Source organism: uncultured Proteiniphilum sp., from assembly GCF_937873925.1.
Classification (GTDB): Bacteria; Bacteroidota; Bacteroidia; order Bacteroidales; family Dysgonomonadaceae; genus Proteiniphilum.
In genome coordinates this window covers 1-3,453 of sequence record NZ_CALNAT010000089.1, presented here as the reverse complement: position 1 = coordinate 3,453, position 3,453 = coordinate 1, and the positions used below count along the sequence as shown (strand labels likewise).

General features: G+C 44.1%; 5 protein-coding genes. 3 read left to right on the top strand and 2 right to left on the bottom strand.

Annotated features, from left to right (window positions below; genetic code table 11):
- Positions 1-127: 127 nt before the first annotated feature.
- Both Q0502_RS06275 and Q0502_RS06270 read left to right on the top strand, forming a co-directional pair.
- On the top strand, positions 128-1,291 hold the full coding sequence (locus Q0502_RS06275; protein ID WP_298648555.1) for a histidine kinase: 1,164 nt from the start codon (positions 128-130) through the stop codon (positions 1,289-1,291).
- Positions 1,288-2,010 (top strand): LytTR family DNA-binding domain-containing protein, encoded by a 723-nt coding sequence (locus tag Q0502_RS06270; protein ID WP_298648552.1) that lies wholly within the window; start codon positions 1,288-1,290, stop codon positions 2,008-2,010. Before Q0502_RS06275 ends, Q0502_RS06270 begins: the two co-directional genes overlap by 4 nt.
- Before the next feature lie 10 nt (positions 2,011-2,020).
- Here Q0502_RS06270 and Q0502_RS06265 read toward each other — a convergent pair whose 3' ends face one another.
- Both Q0502_RS06265 and Q0502_RS06260 read right to left on the bottom strand, forming a co-directional pair.
- Positions 2,021-2,524, bottom strand: coding sequence for a VOC family protein (locus Q0502_RS06265; RefSeq protein WP_298648550.1), 504 nt, complete (start codon positions 2,522-2,524; stop codon positions 2,021-2,023).
- Between the two features lie 2 nt (positions 2,525-2,526).
- Positions 2,527-3,003, bottom strand: a complete 477-nt coding sequence (locus Q0502_RS06260; protein ID WP_298648547.1) for an SIMPL domain-containing protein — start codon at positions 3,001-3,003, stop codon at positions 2,527-2,529.
- 332 nt (positions 3,004-3,335) lie between these two features.
- Here Q0502_RS06260 and Q0502_RS06255 point away from each other — a divergent pair.
- Positions 3,336-3,453 (top strand): carbamoyl-phosphate synthase domain-containing protein (locus tag Q0502_RS06255; protein WP_298648557.1); only part of this gene is annotated, 118 nt, incomplete at its 3' end.

Below are 3,453 nucleotides of genomic sequence, written 5' to 3'. Positions count from 1 at the left end.
GCTCTCATTCGGTGTTTGCTCGATAACCGGCATTTTTTTCGGGTGGTATCCGGCAAAGAAAGCCGCAAAGCTCGATCCCATCGAAGCAATACGGTATGAATAATGTGTATCTAAAAAAACAAAGAAGATGGAGCCGAAAAAAACAGATACTCCGGATAGTACGCCGAAATTGACGATAGCACCTGACAAAGGCCGATACCGCCTATCCTATACGAAAATAGCCGATAACATTTTTATCCATATTGCCGCCTGGTGCATCATCTTCGGGTTGCCGTTATTTTTTATGAGCCAGGGGAACTTTTCATGGATTAGTTTCCTCTTGTTTATTCCTGTTCCCGTTTGTTTTATGATCGTATTTTATAGTAATTACTTCTATTTTGTCGATCATTTTTTATTCCAAAATAAAAAGAATGAATTTCTCATTATTAACATAGCATTGATTCTGGGAACGGCGTTACTCATCCATCTTTGGCACGAATTCTCCTTCGCATTCAACATTCCCGGTGATAAGCCTCCTTTCGGCGGGGCCAATACTCCGGCGGGACCTCCCGGGCCGGAAAAGAGCCGGATAGTGCCGGTCATGTTCTTTATACTCCGCGATGTGGTTTCGTTGATTTTGGTGGTGATATTGAGCACGGCCATTAAAATGAGCCGGCGATGGACCAAAATCGAAGTGGCGCAGAAAGAGATGCAACAGGCTATGATAGAGGCTGAATTGAAGAACCTGAAGAATCAAATCAATCCGCATTTCCTGCTGAACACGCTGAATAATATCTACGCGCTGGCACAACTCAATTCACCCAAGGTAAAGCCGGCTATTATGGATTTAAGCCGGTTACTGCAATATGTATTGTACGAGAACAATAAAATGTATGTTCCCTTAAAGGAAGAAGTAAATTTTATCCGTAACTACATTGATCTGATGCGTCTGCGTTTGCCCGACAATACCGATCTTAGCGTAAAATTCGATCTCAGGGAAAATAGCGAGGTGATGATCGCCCCGCTTATTTTCATCTCGCTGATAGAAAACGCTTTTAAACACGGGATCAGTAGCGGGGAATATTCGTTTATCGATATTTCACTGGTGGAAAAGGAGGATGGAAGGATCGAATTCTTGTGCGGCAACAGTTATTTTCCGAAAGACGAGTCGGATAAAAGCGGCAGCGGTATCGGGTTGCAACAAGTACAGAAGAGGCTGGAACTGCTTTACCCTTACCGCTATATGTGGCATACAGAGATAGAAGACGATATTTATTCTACCGTATTGATCATCGAAACGAAAAGAACATGAACAGAGTACTTAGATGCTGGATTATTGACGATGAACCATTGGCCCTGAGCCTTTTGGAGTCGTATATACAGGATACGCCGCACCTTGAACTGACGGGAAAGTATAATAATCCCGCTTTGGCGATGGAAGACCTCTTGACCCAAAAGGTAGATTTGATTTTTCTCGATATCCAGATGCCGCGTATCAACGGTATGGAATTAGCCCATATGGTGCCATCCGAAACAAAGATCGTTTTTATTACCGCTTTCAAGGAATATGCACTCGAAGGATACCGGGTAAATGCTTTTGACTATCTGTTAAAACCGGTCTCTTACGAAGAATTCCTGACAACGTGTAAAAAGGCCCAAGACTGGTTCGATGCTGTGTTGAAAGAGGTTCCGGGGCAAAAGAATGTTCATAAAGTGGACGCGATATTCGTAAAGTCGGAGCATCAACTTATCTCTGTCTCTTTTAAAGATATCCTTTATATCGAAGGCTTGAAAGATTATATAAAGATCTATACGATCAACGGCCGCCGGCCGTTGATCACCCTGGAGTCGATGAAAAGGATGAAAGAAATTCTACCCTGCAGTTTATTTATCCGGGTGCACCGTTCTTTTATCGTTCAGAAAAATAAAGTCGAATCCGTCAATAGAAACCGGCTTACAGTGGCGAATCGCGAAATACCCATCGGAAGGACTTATAAGAAAGAAGTCTTGGATTTTGTCGGTGCCAAATAGGGTAGTCATGTCATACCCGCTCTTTTTCCAACTCTTTTAATAGATTTGGTATGTCGAGACGTTCGGTAAACATATTTATCGAACCATCCGCTGCCCGCGGCCATAACTCCTGGGGCCGGTCCCAATATAATTCCACTCCATTGCCGTCGGGATCATCCAAATACAGTGCTTCGGAAACGCCGTGGTCACTGGCTCCCGTCAACGGGTAACCTGCTTTCACCAGGCGATTGAAGATTACCGCGAGATCTTTTCTGGCAGGATAGACGATGGCCAGATGGTATAAGCCCACGCCGTTTTTAGAAGATGCAGGCATGTCCCTGCTGTGCCACGTGTTTAAACCAATATGATGGTGGTAGCCGCCCGCGGAAACGAATGCCGCGTGGCTGCCATACATCATGGTTACTTCAAAACCCAATAAATCCCGATAAAATTCGAGGGCACGATTCAGGTCGGAAACTTTAAGATGCACATGTCCAATCCTTGTTTGTGCCGGAACAACATAACCATCGCTCATTATTAATTTTTTAAATAGTAATTCACCGTAGTCACTACGCGGACATTCTTTATATAGGGGGTATTGGCATCCCGGTCGGTAATGGTGAACTGCCCTTGGGACGCGTTGCGGATTTTCCCCAGTTTACTGCCGGAGTCGAGAGCGAACTTTTCGGCGGCGGCCCGCGCGTTCTTGGTCGCCTCTTCAATCATCTGCGGTTTGATATCGTTCAATCCCGTAAACTCGTAAAGGGTGTTATAACGGTAATCACCACCAGTGATGGCTACTCCCTGTTTCAGCAATTCCGTCTGTTCGGAGATCAGCTTACGGATTTTCTCTACATCCCCTGAAGTGACGGTAATCACCGAAGTGATATTGTACCCTTTCACACTTACTACGCGATCCCTGTCTTTGAAGTTCCCGATACCGGCATTGAACATAATACCGATTACAGCCAGTCCGACTGCAATGATCGCGGCTTCTATTCTCCAGTTTTTCATATCTGTTTACTTTGTTATCATATGGTGTATAAACAACAGCAAAGAGGAATAGGTTCAATAGGCTTGGCGGTAGTTCCGTTGTCATATACCTTCTCTGTATTGACCGGAGAGATGAATTCCGAAGGCCAATAGGGTAGGGATAAATACAATGTGAGGGTGGTGATAATGGGTATAATGATGTGCCGGTATAAGCCATGAGAAGAGGGTGAATAATCTCACAGTTTAGATAAAATGAAAGAGGATTTGTAAAATAGTTGCATCATTTCCGGATTTTTTTTACCTTTGTGTCCTAATATCATACAATATCAACTCTACAAAATAATGTACGCACTATGTATAAAGACAAGCCGGTGCGATTGATCCTTGAAAACGGGATGGTTTTTCATGGACGGTCATTCGGAGCCGAAAAGGAAACATCGGGAGAAGTGGTTTTCAATACGGCAATGGTCG

Coding starts and splice junctions, on each gene's coding strand:
- Q0502_RS06260 (WP_298648547.1), bottom strand. CDS start 3,003: ATGAAAAACTGGAGAATAGAAGCCGCGATCATTGCAGTCGGACTGGCT.
- Q0502_RS06275 (WP_298648555.1), top strand. CDS start 128: ATGGAGCCGAAAAAAACAGATACTCCGGATAGTACGCCGAAATTGACG.
- Q0502_RS06265 (WP_298648550.1), bottom strand. CDS start 2,524: ATGAGCGATGGTTATGTTGTTCCGGCACAAACAAGGATTGGACATGTG.
- Q0502_RS06270 (WP_298648552.1), top strand. CDS start 1,288: ATGAACAGAGTACTTAGATGCTGGATTATTGACGATGAACCATTGGCC.